The 16,329-nt window shown below is 58.8% G+C and carries 12 protein-coding genes and 3 pseudogenes; 7 read left to right on the plus strand and 8 right to left on the minus strand.

Features of this window, described 5'->3' with window-relative positions; genetic code table 11:
* The 5 genes and pseudogenes from AC066Y_RS41670 to AC066Y_RS41690 all read right to left on the minus strand — a co-directional run.
* The coding region (locus AC066Y_RS41670) for a hypothetical protein (protein ID WP_478278922.1) at positions 1 to 231 on the minus strand (231 nt) is incomplete at its 3' end.
* 140 nt (positions 232 to 371) lie between these two features.
* Positions 372 to 581, minus strand: a complete 210-nt coding sequence (locus AC066Y_RS41675) for a hypothetical protein (protein WP_478278913.1) — start codon at positions 579 to 581, stop codon at positions 372 to 374.
* Between the two features lie 16 nt (positions 582 to 597).
* On the minus strand, positions 598 to 981 hold the full coding sequence (locus AC066Y_RS41680) for a hypothetical protein (protein ID WP_478278914.1): 384 nt from the start codon (positions 979 to 981) through the stop codon (positions 598 to 600).
* 295 nt (positions 982 to 1,276) lie between these two features.
* The gene (locus tag AC066Y_RS41685) at positions 1,277 to 2,551 is read right to left on the minus strand and encodes an IS256 family transposase (protein ID WP_478278915.1); all 1,275 of its coding nucleotides are present in this window, start codon (positions 2,549 to 2,551) and stop codon (positions 1,277 to 1,279) included.
* A gap of 98 nt (positions 2,552 to 2,649) precedes the next feature.
* Positions 2,650 to 2,774 (minus strand): annotated as a pseudogene (locus AC066Y_RS41690) (IS256 family transposase); the annotation flags it as partial.
* 572 nt (positions 2,775 to 3,346) lie between these two features.
* On the opposite strand from AC066Y_RS41690, the gene AC066Y_RS41695 reads away from it, so the two are divergent.
* The 3 genes and pseudogenes from AC066Y_RS41695 to AC066Y_RS41705 all read left to right on the plus strand — a co-directional run.
* Positions 3,347 to 9,817 (plus strand): amino acid adenylation domain-containing protein, encoded by a 6,471-nt coding sequence (locus tag AC066Y_RS41695; protein ID WP_478278916.1) that lies wholly within the window; start codon positions 3,347 to 3,349, stop codon positions 9,815 to 9,817.
* On the plus strand, positions 9,810 to 11,201 hold the full coding sequence (locus AC066Y_RS41700; RefSeq protein WP_478278917.1) for an MATE family efflux transporter: 1,392 nt from the start codon (positions 9,810 to 9,812) through the stop codon (positions 11,199 to 11,201). Before AC066Y_RS41695 ends, AC066Y_RS41700 begins: the two co-directional genes overlap by 8 nt.
* A 2-nt stretch (positions 11,202 to 11,203) precedes the next feature.
* Positions 11,204 to 11,620: pseudogene (locus AC066Y_RS41705) on the plus strand (DDE-type integrase/transposase/recombinase); the annotation flags it as partial.
* A gap of 329 nt (positions 11,621 to 11,949) precedes the next feature.
* Here the strand turns inward: AC066Y_RS41705 and AC066Y_RS41710 are convergent.
* Entirely contained in the window at positions 11,950 to 12,207 is a 258-nt protein-coding gene (locus tag AC066Y_RS41710; RefSeq protein WP_478278923.1) for a hypothetical protein, read from the minus strand.
* A gap of 139 nt (positions 12,208 to 12,346) precedes the next feature.
* Complete coding sequence (locus tag AC066Y_RS41715; protein WP_478278924.1) at positions 12,347 to 12,556, minus strand: hypothetical protein; 210 nt, start codon at positions 12,554 to 12,556, stop codon at positions 12,347 to 12,349.
* Between AC066Y_RS41715 and AC066Y_RS41720 the strand changes: the two genes are divergently transcribed.
* From AC066Y_RS41720 to tnpC, 4 genes and pseudogenes are all read left to right on the plus strand, one after another.
* The gene (locus AC066Y_RS41720; protein WP_478278921.1) at positions 12,483 to 12,635 is read left to right on the plus strand and encodes a hypothetical protein; all 153 of its coding nucleotides are present in this window, start codon (positions 12,483 to 12,485) and stop codon (positions 12,633 to 12,635) included. The genes AC066Y_RS41715 and AC066Y_RS41720 overlap by 74 nt on opposite strands.
* Complete coding sequence (gene tnpA / locus AC066Y_RS41725; RefSeq protein WP_478278918.1) at positions 12,622 to 13,017, plus strand: IS66-like element accessory protein TnpA; 396 nt, start codon at positions 12,622 to 12,624, stop codon at positions 13,015 to 13,017. Before AC066Y_RS41720 ends, tnpA begins: the two co-directional genes overlap by 14 nt.
* A complete protein-coding gene (tnpB, locus tag AC066Y_RS41730; protein ID WP_478278919.1) occupies positions 13,014 to 13,361 on the plus strand; it encodes an IS66 family insertion sequence element accessory protein TnpB in 348 nt (115 codons plus the stop codon). Before tnpA ends, tnpB begins: the two co-directional genes overlap by 4 nt.
* 46 nt (positions 13,362 to 13,407) lie before the next feature.
* A pseudogene (gene tnpC, locus AC066Y_RS41735) lies at positions 13,408 to 14,847 on the plus strand (IS66 family transposase); the annotation flags it as partial.
* A 27-nt stretch (positions 14,848 to 14,874) separates the two neighbouring features.
* Here tnpC and AC066Y_RS41740 read toward each other — a convergent pair.
* On the minus strand, positions 14,875 to 16,329 hold a 1,455-nt coding region (locus AC066Y_RS41740), incomplete at its 5' end, for a recombinase family protein (RefSeq protein WP_478278920.1).

The following is a 16,329-nucleotide window of genomic DNA, read 5'->3' on the forward strand; positions in this document are numbered from 1 at the left end:
GAAAAATTGATCCGCGATCTCGCGCGTCGACTCGACCAGCAATGGCCCGGCGTAGCGGCCAGCATCCTCGAAGGCCTCGACGAGATCCTGACTGTCGTCCGGTTGAAGCTGCCGAAGGAGCTTCGTCCACGAGACAAACGCCATGCGCGCCGATGTTCGGGGGACACGCAGCGCGCAACGCACGCCGAATTTCCGGACGTTCGCATCGATTGTCAACAGTTCGACCTTCACGCGGCGCGGTCGTCTGGGCTCGTATCCCCAATCAGCTCAAGCCGTGGTGGTTGCGCGTAGCTATCGCGCCAAGCCCGTAGAGGATGCTGATCGGCACATCATAGGTGATGGAGGGCCGGCACATCGTGAATCTATCGCCTTCAGATATCCATGTTCCTTAGGGCCGTAATTGCTTTGTTGAGCGCGTTCGAGGCTTGCTTGAGGCCGTCCACATATTCGGCTGTGACAACGGCCTCGGAGCCACCCACCGCATGGACACGGACTTGGCGACCTCCAAGACCTGCCCAAAGCTGATCAATGTTCGTTCGCTCTCGCTCCAACTCTTCAATGATCGAACCATGTTTTGCCATCCCGCTTCCTTACTCCTCAGGTTTGACTGTTGTACTCGCGCCCACCGTTAAACTCGACGAACCGGCGTGTTCGCTCATCGTATCGCCAGCACGCTCGGGTGGTGTGTCCGCTTGTGAACGTGCCGCGATACCGAATGAAGCCCCAGAAGAACAGATGCATGCCGCCGAAATCGGGGGGGTCACCTTCGTAGTCATCAAGCTCCACATCATTCCACGCAAGCCCCTCATCCAGATCGTTGCGGGGCTCGCCAGGCACGAGGACAGCAGAGATCGCAGGGGGATGGTTGTGGTCGTAGTTGACCGGAGCTGGCGGCTCTGCGTGCACGCTCAGGCCTACTTGCATAGCTTCGATGACGGCAGGGAGCTTCCCATAGTTTGCGACCGAGTAGGTGACGGACAACCTCACACCCTCGGTCCCGTTTTCCCAATCCTCCCAACGTACGATTTTGAGAGAGCTCACATTGAAGACGAAGACATAAGGGCGCTCGACGCGGCACGCTGATCTCGTTCAGTGACGTCCGGTTCATGACATTGTAGTCCGGAAGGCGCCGCGCGCGCGATTAGTCAGTCTGCACATGGTGTGAAAGCGCTCCGTTTGCCTCTCTGCGCAATGTGGCCGTCTTGCACACTGATTGCTGAGCCAAGTATGGCTTGGTCGGTGAGCTATCGCCAAATTTTGGTGACGGCGCGGCCGGTCAGGCGGCGGCGGTTATGGGCTGACGGTCAGTCGGCTTGGCGATGACCTCGATCCCGTTGTTGAATGTCACACCGAGAACGAGTTTTGGCAACTGGTTGTGGCCATCGAGACGACGCCAATTTTTCTGGGCGCCCTCGACCAGTTTGAAGACCATCGCGAGCGCCGTTCTGTTGGACAGGCAGCCCTTCGATCGGATCGTGCGGTGGCGCACGGTAGCGAAGGTGCTTTCAATGGGATCCGTGGTCCGCAGGTGTTTCCAGTGTTCGGCCGGGAAGTCGAGAACGCCAGTAGCGTGTTCCGATCCTTGCTCGGGCAGTCGGCCGCCTTCTCGGCGTGTAGCTCTCGATGAAGGCGTCGAACGCCAGCTCGGCGGCGCCTTGGTTTCGGCCATCCAGATCTCCTGCAACGCGCGTTTGGCTTTAGGCTGCTGGCTCTTCGGCAACTTGGCGACCACGTTGGCGGTCTTGTGTACCCAGCAGCGCTGCTCGCGCGTTTTCGGCCAGACCTCGCCGGCGGCCTTCCAGAACCCGAGCGCGCCGTCGGCGATGGTGAGCCGCGGCGGCACGCCGAGCCCCCGCCGCTTCAGGTCGAGCAGCAGATCGCGCCAGTCCTGCGCGCTCTCGCGGGCGCCATCGGTGAAGCCGACCAGTTCCTTGCGGCCTTCCGGCGTCGCGCCGATCAGCACCAGGATGCACTGCTTTTCGTCTTCGAGGCGTGCTTGGAGATGGATGCCATCGGCCCAGATGTAGACGTAGCGCTTCGCCGACAGATCGCGCCTCTGCCACGCGGTGTGTTCGTCAAGCCAACCGTCCTTCAGACGGCCGATGGCGGATGCCGACAACCCGGCAGCATCCTTGCCGAGCAGCGCCGCCAGAGCCTCGGAGAAGTCGCCGGTGGAGATACCCTTCAGGTAAAGGATCGGCAGCAGCGTCTCGATCGATTTCGAGCGGCGCATGTAGGGCGGCAGGATCGACGGAGAGAACCGGATGCGGTCGGGATCGGTAGCCTCCGCCTCGCGATCGCGTACACGCGGCTGGCGGACGCCGACCGGACCGATACCGGTCATCACCTCGCGTTCCGGCAGGTGACCGTGGCGCACGACGCGCTGGTGGCCGTCCGCAGTCTTCAAATCGGCATGCTTGCCGAGAAAGTCCGCGACCTCGGCCTCCACCGCCTGGGCCAACAGAGCACGCACCCCATTGCGCAAGATTTCGGTGAGTTGATCGTCGACGTTTCCTGGCTGAATCAACTTGATGATGTTATCTTTGGACACGGCATATCGCTCCTTCGGTGGAGAAGTGGAGGCGTCAAGCACCCCCACGATATGCCGCCTTCCCGATTCCCGCCGTCACCAACTTTCAGCGATAGCTCTCCGGTCTGGCCTTCGACTTCCAGCTCCATCAGCCGCTGGGCGCCAAGCCGATCATCTCGCGCAACAGATCGGCATCAGGGGTCTTCTCCACGAGCGTGCGCAGGTTCATCATATCGTCGGTCATCGGTGGTTCCTCGGTCGCGTTGGCGTGTCGCAACCCGATCCTCCCGGCGAATCGCCGGTGACTACCGCAAAGCCGCCCGCCCGCTACGGCGCTATTTGAGGCGCGCGTACGGGCGGCTTTGCTCTTCCGAGCTACACCATCACTGGGGGAAACGACCGCGCTGAACGGTGCGGAGGCGAGATCGAAGCGGTATGGTCGAGTGGGCATAGCGCCGAGGGTGACCCGCGCAATCTGGCTCGACTGTATTCGGTTTTGAGCTCACACGACGAGTTGTTCATACCGTCGCCCTATCCGATTAGAGTTGATTGGCAATAACCTGACATGACCGCATTCGGTTGAGGACAGCCTATGTTCGCGGCCAGACACTGAAACGAGAGGCGGCACGCCCGGTCCGCGCAAAGCATACGAATCTGTCTCTTCGGCAAAGTTGGCACGTCTGATGCTGAGAGCTGGCCGGGTCAAATCCACCAAGCGAGGGGCATTTGCCGCCAAACGGCTGCATCGAATGCGGTGAGCTCCAAACAACTTTTTGATCTAAGGGCCGCAGAAAAGCGATGAATGGCGAGACGCGTATGCTTACCGAAACCCAATCCGGCACAACTCAATTTGTGGACCGCGAACCGATCGACGCGATCACGGCGCTCGATCGCTTTGCAAGATCGGCTCCGGAGAGGGGCGCGCTGAGCTACGGCGGAGCCGAACTTACCTACCAGGCGCTGCAACTAAGATCGGATGCCCTCGCAAGGACGTTGCAAAAGCATGGCGCTCAGGGCGCGGTGGTCGGCTATTGGGGCAAGCGAGATTTCGACTGGGCAACGGCAGTTGTCGCCATCTTGAAGGCCGGATCAACGTACCTGCCACTCGATCCATCATTACCGGCCTCACGTACATCATTCATGATCGAGCAGAGCCGCTGCGTTCTGATCATTGGCCCAGACCGGCAGGATTGGCCTAACCAACTCTCTGCGAGCAGCAACGGCGCCACGCAATTCATCCCGATAGCGGCGGCGCTATGCGAGGGCCAGACCTCGTCTGTCGCGCCATCATCGCGCGGGCATCGACTTGCCTACATTCTGTTTACGTCTGGTTCAACGGGCCAGCCAAAGGGCGCAATGATCGAGCGCGCAGCCCTAAACAATCACTTGATGGCAAAAATCGACGGCCTGCGTCTCACACGGACGGATTGTATCGCGCAGACTGCATCGCACTGCTTTGACATCTCGCTGTGGCAGCTTCTGGCAGGGCTTTGCGTCGGAGCCAGGATCGCGATCATTGATGAAGCGACACTGAAGTCGCCAGGCTGCTTTCTCAAAGCCATTCAAGGATGCGGCGTAACGGTGGCTCAATTCGTCCCGTCAATGCTCGCGATATTTGTTGAGCATCTGCAGTCACTTGCGGCTGCCGGCCGAGCTCTGGACGGTTTGCGGATTATTTCCACGGTCGGAGAACCTCTAACGCCCGGATTGGCACGCGCGTGGCTTGCTTTATACCCCCGGATCCCGATTCTCAACCACTACGGCCCGACCGAATGCGCGGACGGCGTGACACATCATCTGGTTTCTGCACCCCCTGCGCCGGCTGACCTCTATGTGCCGATCGGCAAGCCGATTTCTAACCTTGCGGTTTATGTCGCTGACGGACCGCGGCTGTGCGGCACCGGAGAGGTCGGCGAACTCTGTGTTAGCGGCGTTGGCGTTGCTGCCGGTTACGTCAACGACGATGTCCGCACCAGGGATGCCTTTGGGCCCAACCCGTTCTCAACCGATCCCTCGTTCCGGCGCCTATACAAGACAGGTGATCTCGGGCGCTTTCGCTCCGATGGTTTTCTGGAATGTCTCGGTCGACGGGACCGTCAAGTCAAAATCCGCGGGCACAGAATTGAGCTGGGAGAAATCGAAGCCTGCCTCTGCGCTCACCATTTGGTACGCGGCGCTGTCGCGGTTGCCTCCGTCCGCACCGGCGCAAAGCTTACGGCAAGGGACATAACCCACGCAGCGGAGGACGCCGCCGCATCGAAACGACTCATCGCGTATGTTTCCGCTCCGACTGACGTGGCGGAAGACGAACTTCAGACCTTTCTTGCTGAAGCGCTTCCCACGTACATGCTCCCGGAGAGGATCATCCTCGTCGGGGCCATTCCACTAACCAGAAACGGAAAGATCGATTTAGGCGCATTGCCAGACCCGACCAGTATTCGCCCCTCATTGCCGACGCCATTCGAGGCGCCACAAACAAAACTCGAAGCCCAGCTCAGTCAGATCTGGTCCGGCGTTCTGCACATTGAGAACATTGGCGTAAATGACGAGTTCATAAGCCTCGGGGGAGACTCGCTCCGGGCAATGCTTATATTGAGCCAGTTGCATACCACGCTCGGACTGAGAGTGGATTTCAGGCTGGTCCTGAATGGAACGATCCGATCGCTGGCGGCTGCGATCGCGGCCCGACTCGGCTCCGAGCCGTGCAAAGCTCCGGCGCCCGGAAAGCTGATACGATCGCCTCTGACGAGGGTTCAGGAGCATCTCTGGTTCCTCTCGCAGCTCGATCCGTCCGCGAGGAACTACATCATTCAAGGCGGCCTGCGAATAAGGGGCAACATTGATCCAGCCGCGTTCAATCGCGCCTGGACCGACGTCGTTCATTCCCATCAGGCACTTTCGGCGCGCTTTATCGACGATGACGGTCCGGTTCAGCTGTTTGATGTTCCGCAATGCGCAGATCTAGACTTGGTTGATGCATCTCATCTCACAGCGAAGGACGCCGAGGAACTCATGGCGGAGTTGCGGCAGACAGAATTGAACAGCAACTTTGATCTCAGTCAAGGCCACCTGTTTCGCGCGCGCATGATCCGTTTTGGCGCTGATAACCATCTGATCCTGATCACCGCTCATGAAATTATCATCGACGCCTGGTCGATCTCGGTTCTGCTCAGAGACCTTCGACAAAGGTACGTAGATGCCGGGGCGTTTTTGCCTGAGAACCGCGCGTCACTCTCGACCTACGCGATATGGGAACAGCAACACCTTACGTTAGAGGCGTTGGCCGGCCAACGTAGCTATTGGCGTCGTCAGATTGGCGATGATCCACCGGTTCTTTCGCTTGGAACGGGGCGGTCGCGGGCGCAGACAAATTCCCACCGGGGCGCCTCGCAAGCGCTGTTACTTGGCAGTGAGCTCTCCAATCAGGTACGGGAGTTTGCACGGCGGCATAGGTGCACCACCTCGACGACACTCCTCGCGTGCTTCAAGCTGCTGCTACAGAAGTATGTCGGTCAGGACGATATTATCGTTGGCATCCCGCATGTTGTCCGCGACCAACCTGGCAGCGCCGAAGTCGTCGGCTTCTTCCTGAATATGCTGCCAATCCGCACCGCGATCGATGTCGGCCGATCGTTCGAGGATCATGCCTTGCGCGTTCAGGGGCTGGTCAGCGATGCGATCGCAAATTCAGCATATCCGTTGAGCTGGATGGTGAGGGATACCCGGCTATATCGCGAAGCGGGACGATCACCGATCTTTCAAGCCATGTTCAACATGTATTCTGAGGCGGCAGAGCCGCCTGGCCAACATGGGTTGGATCTGACATTCCGCGAGTATGAGACCGGCTATGTAAAATTCGATCTGACACTGTACGCACAAGATCACGGCGATGAAATTGCTCTTCAGCTCGCATATGCGGAAGACATAATTTCCAGCGATCTGATCGCCCGCATGGCCGACAACTTGCGATGTCTCATTGCGGCCTGCGTTGAGAAGCCGCTTGCGCCCATTATGGATCTGAGCTGTCTCAGCGCCGCAGACATCGCTGTGCAGGAGTCGCTTAATGGCTCGGCGCAACCGTATGAGGCTGAATGTCCGCTTGTCGAAGCATTCGAGCAAGTCAGCGTCTCCAATCGCGACCAAGTGGCATATTTCGGTGATTTCGGCGAGATTACATTCCGCCAGCTACGTGAGCGCGTAACAGCAATCAGGTCGTCACTACGGGCCTCTGGCGTCGGGACGGGCGATATGGTCGCGATGCTGGTCGACCGGTCGCCTGACGCGGCTGCTATTATTCTGGCGGCACGCGCCTTGAGGTCCATTGTTGTCCCTATATCATCAGATTATCCTCGTGATCGGATCGAACATATCCTGCGAGATAGTCAGGCAAGGCTTTTGGTTCACGCAAATAACGTCGACCCTGGGTTTGACTTGCCGTCGGTCTGTCTATCGACCCTAGAAGAGTGCAACGTGTCCGCTAACGGTGGTGAGTGCAGCGGCAAACCATCAGATCAGGGAATTGCAAACCTTATATACACGTCGTCCTCAACCGGGAAAGCGAAGGGGGTTCCTATACCGGAATCGGCAATCCTCAATCGACTGAACTGGATGTGGCGACGCTTTCCCTTCGACAATACCGATGTAATAGTTGTCCAAAAATCCGCGTCACTTGTTGCTTCCGCTTGGGAGTACTTTGGGGGGCTTCTGCGAGGCGTGCCCGCACTGATCCTGACTCAAGAGCAGCTGCTTGATCCAGATCTATTGTTGTGCGTCTTGGCGCGACATCGCGTGACACGCTTATTTGCCTCACCGGCACTGCTGTCCGGCCTCATTGCTTCCCAGGACCGTAATCCGCAACTGACCACCTTGCGGTTGGTCACAAGCAGCGCCGAACCAATGCCGTCCTGGCTCCCCGTTCGCTGGCGCGCGCATTTTCCGAACGTGCCGTTGTGGAACTTCTATGGTGCTACGGAATGTGCATCCAATGCAGCTGTCTACGAAACATCGGATACTGACGACGGCTCGTCGCTCGTTCCCGTTGGGCGCGCAATCGACAACGTCAAACTCTACGTGCTCGATGCCCACTTGAAGAGAGTCCCGGTCGGAGTAGCCGGCGAGCTCGGCGTCGCGGGACGCTGCGTAAGCGCTGGATACTGGGGGGATGAAGATCGGACGAGCCGCTGTTTCGTGTCAAATCCTTATGATAATGGACAATACAGCATTCTTTATCGCACTGGCGATATCGCACGCATCTCAACCAGCGGCCTTCTTGAGATTTGCGGAAGATCGGACAACCAGATCAAACTACGGGGCTTTCGCGTAGAGCTGGAGGAGATCGAAGCGGCCCTTGAGTCTCATCCGGGCATTGCAAAGGCGGCGGTCTTCGCAGAAGGCCTTGAGGACCACGGCCGCTTGACCGCTATCGTGGTGCCCGTACGCGACAGTCTGGGCTCGGGAGATATTGTTGCTCTCCTGCGCCATACCTTGCCGTCCTATATGATTCCCTCCGCATTCCGTTTGGTTGACAGCATCCCGCTTACGGCTAGCGGCAAGATAGATCGAGCTCGCCTGCCGACCGTTTCTTACCGCGAAGCTGGCCCTGGTCCATCTGCTGAGCCCCGCACGACCACGGAGCTTATTCTTGCCGAGATCTGGCAGGACCTGTTAGGCGTCAGCTCTGTCGGAATCGATCAAAACTTCTTTGATATCGGGGGAAACTCTCTCCTGAGCGTGCGCTGCGTCACGCTTGCGCGCAAAGCCGGGCTGACGCTCACTGTCGCCCAAATCTATCGAACACCGACTATCAGGAAATTGGCGGCAGACGGAGGGGCGGCTACGCTCCATAGCTCGCCTTGCGCGGATAGGCCGTTGCCAGTGAGTCCCGTAATCTCATTCTCGAACCGTGTTATCGGCTTGGATGAGCACTACACCATCGGCGACCTGTTCTTCTTGCCCGGCGGCATCCTGAATATCCAAACGCTGGAGCGCGCCCTTGCCCAAGTCGTGTATAGGCACGAAGGTCTCAGACTCCGCATTGCCCGAACCGACGATGGTCTACGTCTGACAATCGGTCCCTCTGTCGCCGAACGCCTCGTAGAGGAGATCGATCTTGTCGGCATGACCAGCCTAGAGCAGCGTAAGGCAATCGAAAACATCTCAGCAAGACGTCAACACATATTTCGGTTTGACGGCCAGACGCTCCTTTTGAACGTCACGGTGTTCCGTACATCAGAAAGCGGCGATTACTATCTGCTGGTCCTGGTACATCATTTCGTCCTGGAGGGGACAGGCTATCGATTGTTCCTGGAAGCATTGGATGCGGCGTACGACGCCGCTGCCTCAGGCCATGCCGCACGTGATCCCGAGAACATTCAAATGCTCTCACCATGGCTGACTCGCCTTGAACACTACGCGAACGGCGAAGCGCCGTCCGAACTCGGATACTGGGAGGGGATTGATTACGGTAAGTTCAATTTGCACGTCAGGGACACTTCATCGGGCGGCGCGAGCTTTTCTGATGAGGCGGCAAGAGAGCTTCACTATGCACACCTTGAAAGTCGCATCGATGAAGCGAATTGCCGATCGCTTTGGGAAGATCAAGCTACGTACCATCTGGAGATTGACAAAGAAGCGACAGCTGATCTTCTCAATATTGCAGCCAAATCGGCGCATTGTGAGGACTTTGACGTGTTTCTTGCCGGTATATCTGGCGCCTTTGGACGCGTTTTCGACAACTATTCGATTTGGATTGATACCCTTACCTCGACCCGAGGTCGGCTGTTTGACGATATCGATCCATCCCAGATCATCGGCTTCATCGGCGAGTTTGTTCCGCTCGCCTTAAGTCTCACCGGAACGGAGCCCCGCGCCGACCGTGCTCGTTCAATATATCGCCAGCGCAACGCCCTGCCGCGCAGGGGAATAGGCTTTCGGGCCTTGAAATACCTAAACCGAGATCCAGACGTGCGGACTCGGATCGATCGCCTGCCCTTGCCCACAATTGGGTTGAATTATCGACCGGGTTTGCAGCGCCATTTTCCACGCCGTCTCCTTTCCCAGGAGCCCTCTCCACTTTGGATTGGCCAGGACATGGACCCCGCGGCCCTAAATTACCTGTTCTGGTTTAGTGTCGGATATCGAGCTGGCCATCTCCGGATTGAAACCAAGTATAATCCAGCCAAGGTCGGCTATGTGGTGACCCGCAATCTTTGCACGGTGTTGCAACAAGAGCTGATGCAAACGATCAGCGAACTCAAAAGAGGTGGCCACACATTCATCCATGAATGAGCCGGATGCGGAAGTCGAGAGCGATCGCGACGCGATGCTAAAGAAACGACAGCACATCGATCTATTTGACACAAATCTCTCGGGCCTTATTCTGCGGCTCGCCATTCCGTCTATTGTTGGCTTATCGATCAACGCATTACAGCAGGTCGTCAATGCGATCTTTGTCGGCGCACTTGGCGCGCAAGCGATCGCAGCTGTCAGCATGGCCTTTCCGATCGTGGTCCTGCTCACGGCAGTCGGACATGGCCTCGGCGTCGGAACAGCGTCGTTCATATCTCGTCAGCTTGGCGCTGGCGAGTACTTGGAGGCGAGTCGAGGCGCGAGTACTGCACTCGCGCTCGCCGCTCCGATCGGTGTGATGCTTACGATCGCTCTGCTTCTAAATCTGCGAGGGATCTTCGTAACGCTTGGGGTTACTCCAACCATTATGCCCATGGCGCTCGACTACGCGGCGCCCCTTTTGTTCGGGTACACCCTGATGCTTCTAAACATCGTCAACGGCTTCATCGTCAGAGCCGAGGGCAATACACGATTGAGCATGTGGACGATGATTACCGCCTTCACACTTAACGCTATGCTCGATCCCATCTTCATATTCTTACTGGATCTCGGTGTGCGAGGCGCAGCCCTCGCAACGCTGTTATCTCAGATCGCTGCTATCTGCCTCTATATCGCTTATTTTGCCAAGCTTCGCGGGATAGTCCTCGTCAGGATATTTCACATTTCGTTGCGCGCAGATCGTATCAAACAGCTCGCGCTCATAGGGGCGCCGGCGACCATGACCGGTATTGTATCTGCCGTTTACCTTATGCTCATGTACAGGGCTGCTGCGCCGTTCGGCGACGAGTCCATCGCGGCCGTTGGAATAGCTATGCGATTGCTGACGATTGGCGCACTGCCGATCGCCGGCTTCTGTATCGGCTCTCACGCTGTGCTGGGTTTCAGCTGGGGCGCACGCGACTTTGCCCGCGTATTGAAGGCCGCGAAGTTCATGCTCTCCATGACTGTTGCTTTTTCCATCGCGTATTCTGCGGCTATTGTGATTTTTGCCCGTCCTTTGGTCAGGCAGTTTAGTGATAGCGACAATATCACAGAAATTGCGGTCTCAACTTGCATCGTTTTCCACCTCTTTTTTTGGCTTTTTGGCATCCACAGTGTCGTGACGACGATGCTTCAGTCGTTCGGGAGGGCACGCCTCAGTGCGGTCGTGTCCTTGGCGAGGCAGGGCTATCTCTTCACACCGGCTGTACTGTTATTCCCGGTCATATGGGGTTTCAACGGGCTGTTGGTCAGTCAAGCAATCGCTGAGCTGGGCGCCGGAATGATCGCGCTGTTTGTCATGTTCCACCAGTTCGCTGAGCTCAGACGAGCGCCCCGCCAATGATCCTTGCCCGCAGGACGGTTTACTATGAACCTCGGCCGGTTTCGGCCGAGGACCTTGTCTTGATGCGCCGGCTCGATGAGCTGCACCTCGATTATCCCTTCGCAGGGGCGCGCATGCTGCGATCGCTGTTGCAGCATGAGGGCATGCAGGGTGGTCGCCGCCACGTCGCGACGCAGATGAAGCGCATGCGGATCGAGGCGATCTATCGCCGTCCGAACACGAGCAAGCCCGCACCGGGCCACAAGATCTACCCGTACCTATTGCGCGGATTGAAGATCGAGCGGCCGAACCAGGTCTGGGCAATGGACATCAGCTACATTCCGATGCGACGTGGATTCGTCTACCTCGCGGCGGTCGTCGATGTGTTCAGCCGACGGGTATTGGTCCATCGCGTATCGATCACGATGGAGACGATATTCTGATCGAGGACGTCCTCACTCGAGCCTTGACGAACGCACGCCCGACGAGGCTTACTTCGGCGCGCAAGCGATGCTGACGGCCGCATGATCGTCGCCAACGATTTTGCTGCGGCTCTGGTCGGGCTTACGCCCTCCCGACGCACAGCAAAATCGTAAAGCTCCGCCTTCAGCATAACCCGGCAGGAATCCACTTAATTTTCGCGGGGCGCTGTCCAAACAACCGGGGCCAGCTCTTTTCAAAGACCATCTCTGCTTATCATCGCTGTTGTTAATCCGGCTCGCTTTGCTCCCCCTATTCCTTTTTTGGAGCCAGTCACTAACTTCCTGGCTTACGCTCCTGCTGCGGCCCCGCTGGGCTCCACGTTGCCGCTGAGAGCGGGCGTGCTCCATGCCATTAACTCGTAAGGCCGATGCGCCTTGCCCTTGCCGATGCATTCGACCTCCGGCGCGTGCAGGGAATAGAACTCGGCATCAAACTCGGGACCTGCGACAAGTTTCGCGGATACCAATACCGCGGCGGCGTGTTGCGCGGAAAGCTCGCGGTGACGCTCAATCACATCAAAATTCGAATCTAATTCAGTCGCCATGGCGCATTTGCCCCAGGCCACATTAGATCGGCACCAACCAATCCTGGTAGGTGCTTCCAGTCCTTCTCAGCGATACTAGGCCATAGTGTCTGTACCGGTAGGGAGGACGCGAGCGTTCGCCCATGAATCAATGTTTCCGTCACCGCGCCTGGCCGCCATCAACGGTCTGGACGAGCGCGCTCCTAATAGCAGCCGCGATCTTCGTGCCTGAACTTGCCCACGCCGCTACTGCGACGGGGCAGTTCACGGTCACGATCACGATCCAGTCGAACTGCATCGTCCAGTCGGCGACCGATCTGGCGTTTGGATCGCAGGGCGTTCTCAGCGCGAACGTCGATGCCCAGAGCACGATCTCCGTATCCGTCGGAGGGCGGCCGTCTTGCGAGTTTTTCCGATCTGTAGCTGACTGTCCTTATGGACGTACATAAGGACAGTGCGGTGCTGAGCCGCATGGATTTGGTGGAGACCAATCGGCGGCGACGCTGGACGCGTGCGGAGAAGCTCAGAATCGTAGAGGAGAGCTTCTCGGGGCCACGACTGGTGTCGGCGACGGCTCGCCGGTATGGGATATCACGTCAGCTTCTGCTGAGCTGGCGCAAGGCTTGGACCTCTCATGATCCGGCCGAAGAGGATTCGATCGGCCCGACATTCGTCCCTGCGATAGTTGCGGCAAGTACGCCGCCAACGACGGAAGCTGTCGAGACAGGTCAGATCGAAATCGTGAGCCCTCAGGGGCTGCGCGTGGTCTTCGGCCCCGGTGCGGATATCGAGGCGGTCGTTCGAATTGCTCGGGGCCTGGCGCGCCGATGATCCCGATCCCGACGGGCGTGCGGGTTTGGCTGGCGACGGGCCATACCGACATGCGGTGCGGCTTTCCGAGCCTGGCTCTGCGCGTGCAGGAAGTGCTCAAGCGCGACGCCATGGGCGACGGTCTTTTCTGCTTCCGGGGCAAACGCGGTGATCTATTGAAGGTCATTTGGCACGATGGCCAGGGCACCTGCTTGTTCACCAAAAGACTCGAGAGAGGCAGGTTCATCTGGCCATCGGTTGCTGGTGAATCGGTAACGATCTCTCCGGCGCAGTTGAGCTATCTGTTGTCCGGGATCGATTGGCGCAACCCTCAAGAAACCCAGCGTCCGACGCGGGTCGGATAGTCGTTTTACGGTTTGAATCTGCTGCTCGATCTGATTCAATGGCTCCATGATATCGAAGCCGGAGGATCTTCCATCGGACCTTGTCAGTGCCCTGGCGGCGCTGCAGGCCGAGCGTGAGGCGCGACAGAAAGCCGAGGCGAAGGCCGCCAACTGGCAGGCGCAAGCCGCGAATGCGCAGGCGAAACTGTCGGATACCGAGGCGCTGATCGCTCATCTCGAGTTGCGCATCGAGAAGCTGAAACGCGAACTGCACGGGCAGCGATCCGAGCGCTCGGCACGGCTGCTCGAGCAGTTGGAGTTGGAGCTCGAAGAACTCGTCACCACGGCGAGCGAGGATGAGCTTGCCGCACAGGCCGCAGCGGCGAAGACGCAGAACGTCCGCCCCTTCATGCGCAAGCGGCCGGTGCGCAAGCCATGGCCTGACGATATCGAACGCGAGCGCGTCGTCATTGAGACTCCAACGACCTGCGCCTGCTGCGGTGGATCGCGGCTGGCGAAGATCGGTGAGGATGTGACCAAGACGCTGGAGGAGATCCCGCGCCCCTTCAAGCTGATCGAGACCGTCCGCGAGAAGTTCACCTGCCGCGATTGCGAGAAGATCAGCCAGCCGCCCGCGCCGTTCCATGCCACGCCGCGCGGCTTCATCGGCCCACAATTGCTGGCGACGATCCTGTTCGACAAGTTCGGCATGCATATCCCGCTCAACCGCCAGAGTGCGCGCTTTAAGGCCGAGGGGATCGACCTGCCGTTGTCGACGCTGGCCGACCAGGTCGGCCACGGGACCTTCGCCGTCATGCCGCTCTTCCACTTGATCGAACGCCACGTGCTCGCTGCCGAGCGCCTTCATGGCGACGACGCCACCATCCGTATCCTGGCGAAGGGCAAGTGCACGACCGGGCGGATCTGGACTTATGTGCGGGATGACCGGCCGTTCGCCGGGCCTGCGCCGCCGGCAGCGGTCTATTACGCCTCGAGCGACCGACGAGGCGAGCATCCACAGAGACATCTGGCCGCCTTCGCCGGCATCTTGCAGGCGGATTGCTACAGCGGCTTCGAGCCGCTGTTCGACCCGCAGAAGAAGGCGCTGCCGATGACACCGGCATTTTGCGTGGCCCATGCGCGGCGGGGCTTCTTCGAGCTGGCTGATATCGAGAAAAATGCTCGGGAAGGCAAGAAAGGCAAACCGGTCTCCCCGATCGCGCTGGAGGCTGTCAGACGCCTCGATACGTTGTTCGAGATCGAGCGCGCCATCAACGGCCGCGGTGCCGGCGAGCGGCGTGCCGCTCGCCAGGAACAGAGTAAGTCACTTCTCGAGGACATGCATGCCTGGCTGCTCCGCGAGCGCGAAACCCTCTCGCGCTCCTCCAAGGTCCTGAAGCCCATGAAGTACATGCTCAGGCGCTGGACCGACTTTGCCCGATTCCTCGACGATGGCAGGATCTGCCTCAGCAACAACGCCGCCGAAAGAGCGTTGCGCGGCATCGCAAGCCTTGAGTCATTGTGCGCCCCTTCTTTAAGTGCTTGTAAACATTGGAAGCGTGTCCGCGTCAATTTCGCGAGACGGGCGACCCTTTCGGGCAATCGCTGTTTTGACCGTCTCGGACGCCAAATCGGCAGCTCGAATCTGACAAGGCGCTCGCGGAACAACCTGCACAGCAGGAAGAACGCCGCTGGAGACAAGGCGGCGGATCATATGACTTGAGACACCGAGCGCTTTTGCGGCCTCGATCTGCGTAAGCCATTCGCCGTTTTTTTCCGCTGAACGGTAGGCATGGATGCCACGCACACGGCGAATAGCGCTGACCCGATGTGCTGTCCAGGTCTTACCCATGCCGGTAGGCAAGCCCATCCGATTGAGCGTGGCGGCGATGTGCTCGTCAGACCAGCGCCCGGCCATGCTGCGGATAACAGCCAAGGCATCTTCCGCCGTGGAGGAACCGTGTTCACCGGAGCGCGGCTTGCGGATCCGAAGCTCGGAGTGCTGCCCACCCTGCCAATGGATCGTGAGCACAACGTCGCGTACCGCATCGTCGACGTCCGCGATGATGTCGACAATCAAGGCTCGTAGCAGCTGCTGGCGCGCGCGCATCGTCACATCAGGGGATTTCCAGGCTACGGACAGGTTATCCGCCAGATCGGCAAAGGTGGCGGGATCGACCGCGTGGCCGGATGACTGATGGTCATTCTGGCGATTTTCCAGCTCGCGCACACGGCGCAAAGCGTACTCCCAGTTCTTCTCCAACTGCGCAGCGATCAGGCGATTATCGGGGTCACAGGCGGCGTAGCGACGCTCAGCAAGCGTGGCATCGTACCGGGCTTGCTGGAGTTCCAGATCAAAGATCCGGCGCTTCTCGTCTTGGCGTTCCCGTTGCATGCGCTGTGCCTCGAACGCGGCCTCGATCGCCATGGGTTCTACCGCTCGTAACAGTTCTCGTGCAACTGCCGCGTCGATTTTTGAAGCTCCGAATATCATACAGCGAAGCCGACCCGCTAGACTACTCTTGTCACAGCGGTAGACCGGGTAGCTGATTCGACCGCCCCTATAGCTGACGCTCAGGCGCTGACCACAACGAGCGCACGTCAGAATGCCCGACAAGAGCGCCTGGCCGCCCCGGCCTGATTTTGCACCATCTGGGCGACCGTAGGCGTTGAGCGCCAATTGCTTCTGGTTGCGCTCGTAGTCATCCCAGGTGATGTACCCTTCGTGATGATCCTTTATCATTACATCCCAGGTGCCCGCCGGTTTGTAGTGCCCGTAGGTCCGCCGCGCTCTGCCTTCGATAATCGCGGTTCGCTTCTCGCTTTTGCCGTATACGTAAACACCCGCATAAAACGGATTCTTTAGCACGCTGATCACATTGCGGTAGCGGATGGGCTGCCAAACGAAGTTTGTCATGCGACCTTCGTCAGCAGGTCGGGGGAAATGGATTTGCTCCGCCTTCATCGACAACAACACCTGGCGAGCGCT

This window comes from Bradyrhizobium sp. USDA3010 (assembly GCF_056429065.1).